This window comes from Streptomyces sp. PA03-1a (genome assembly GCF_033792805.1).
Taxonomy (GTDB): domain Bacteria; phylum Actinomycetota; class Actinomycetes; order Streptomycetales; family Streptomycetaceae; genus Actinacidiphila.
Window position 1 is genome coordinate 1 of sequence record NZ_JARAVO010000468.1, and the last position, 1,722, is coordinate 1,722.

Below are 1,722 nucleotides of genomic sequence, written 5' to 3' on the forward strand. Positions count from 1 at the left end.
GTCCGCAAATCCGGGGAGTACAACAAACGAAAAATCGTCTAGCCCAAACGTCAAGCGTCACCCGACGCCAAAACGTCAAGCCTCAACCGAGACCCGACAACTGGGTGATCTCGTCCGGTCTCGGCTGACGGCTGGAATCGTTGGGTTGCTCATGGCGCTGGGGGACCCCGGGTCAGGATGGATCAGGGGCGTCGATCTCGGTGGGTGCGACGCCGAGGACGAGGTTCTCCAAGGCCTCAGGCATCCGGCCGAAGCTGGCATCCAAGGGGTCGACGCAGTAGATCTCGCTGAACTGGTCGATGCTCAGGAGGTACCGGTTGTCGAGGTAGCCGATCGGGAAGAGGTGACGTCCGGCTGATGGCTCCCAGTCCTCCAACCGGTCCTCGTCGCCGACGGCGAGCGCTGGATCCAGATGGAACGGCTCGCGTGCACGTGAGATGCCTGGCCCGCCGTACTTGAAGTCCAGACCGCCGAACTCGCGGAGGAACGCTTCGGCGGCATCGTGCATCTGAAGGCCTACCTGCTCCAACTGCAAGCGCCAGGAAGTCGTATCGACACTTCTTCCAGGCAGCCATCCTGCTGCTCGCAGTGCCTTCTCTGCCTCTGGTGACATGCCTTCATTGTGGACCGTTACCCGACCAACTTGGGGTTCGGAGTGATGGGCTCGTGCACCAGGGGCCGGCGCTGTCCAAGGCGTCCAGTAGCCGGATCGCGAAGACTTCGGACATGCGCTCGGTGACTTCATCGGGTGTGAGCCAGTCGACGGCGGTGGACTCATCGGATGTGCGCTCGGAGCCACCGGAGGGCTTGCAGCGGAAGACGAGGGCGACGATGCCGCGCGTGGTGTTCTCCCGCGCGATTGCCCGGCGCGGCAGCCGGCCTCCAGCGTTGGGACGTGGACCTGGAGCGGCGCACCATCTCGGTCCGCCGGTCGGTCGCCGAGACCCGGTCGGACGGGCTGACGGTCAAGGCTCCCAAGTCCGCGGCCGGCGTGCGCACCGTGGCGTTCCCCGCTTCGCTCACGGTCGAGCTGGCGGCGCATCTCGCGGAACAACTTCCGGCGGATCTGGCTGCGGACCATCGCCGCAGCCGGCCTCGGGGACGTCCACTTCCACGATCTGCGGCACACTGGCAACACCCTCGCCGCGACGGGCGGGGCCTCCACGCGGGAGCTGATGCACCGCATGGGGCACTCGTCGGTGCGGGCCGCGCTGATCTATCAGCACCTCGTCAACGGCCGCGACCACGAGATCGCCGGGCACGTGGACGACCAGATCCGGCGGGTCAAGGGGACGGGCTCCGATGTGGATTCCGGTGGACTTTCTGGCACGTGAGTGGCACGGCGGCCCTCAAGGGCGGCAAAAGATCAAGGCCCAGGTTTCCGGACTCATGCCGGATGACCTGGGCCTTTGCCATGCGCTGGGGCTGGTGGGCGTGGACGGTTTCGAACCGCCGACATCTGCCTTGTAAGGGCAGCGCTCTACCGCTGAGCTACACGCCCGCTGGACACGCGAAAGCACACCCTACCCTGCCATACCCCGTGACCAGCAAACGCACGCTCGAGGTCAGGTGTAGGTCACACGGAGTTCCTTCACGCCGTTGAGCCAGGGGGAGCGGAGGCGGCGGGGGGCGCCGGCGAGGCGGATGGCGGGGAGGGTGTCGGCGATGGCGTTGAAGATGAGGTCGATCTCGAAGCGGGCGAGGCTGGCGCCGAGGCAGAAG

The 1,722-nt window shown here is 66.3% G+C and carries 2 protein-coding genes, 1 tRNA gene and 3 pseudogenes; 2 read left to right on the top strand and 4 right to left on the bottom strand.

Annotation, left to right across the window (positions count from 1 at the left end):
- Positions 1-172 precede the first annotated feature (172 nt).
- Both PV341_RS44945 and PV341_RS44950 read right to left on the bottom strand, forming a co-directional pair.
- On the bottom strand, positions 173-613 hold the full coding sequence (locus PV341_RS44945; protein WP_500361020.1) for an SUKH-3 domain-containing protein: 441 nt from the start codon (positions 611-613) through the stop codon (positions 173-175).
- Between the two features lie 4 nt (positions 614-617).
- Positions 618-851, bottom strand: a pseudogene (locus tag PV341_RS44950) (hypothetical protein); the annotation flags it as partial.
- A 228-nt stretch (positions 852-1,079) separates the two neighbouring features.
- On the opposite strand from PV341_RS44950, the pseudogene PV341_RS44955 reads away from it, so the two are divergent.
- Both PV341_RS44955 and PV341_RS44960 read left to right on the top strand, forming a co-directional pair.
- Positions 1,080-1,169: pseudogene (locus PV341_RS44955) on the top strand (tyrosine-type recombinase/integrase); the annotation flags it as partial.
- 6 nt (positions 1,170-1,175) lie between these two features.
- Entirely contained in the window at positions 1,176-1,334 is a 159-nt protein-coding gene (locus PV341_RS44960; protein ID WP_500361021.1) for an integrase, read from the top strand.
- A gap of 92 nt (positions 1,335-1,426) precedes the next feature.
- Here PV341_RS44960 and PV341_RS44965 read toward each other — a convergent pair.
- Together PV341_RS44965 and PV341_RS44970 are read right to left on the bottom strand one after the other, a co-directional pair.
- Positions 1,427-1,501 (bottom strand) — tRNA-Val (locus PV341_RS44965).
- 64 nt (positions 1,502-1,565) lie between these two features.
- Positions 1,566-1,722: pseudogene (locus tag PV341_RS44970) on the bottom strand (steroid C27-monooxygenase); the annotation flags it as partial.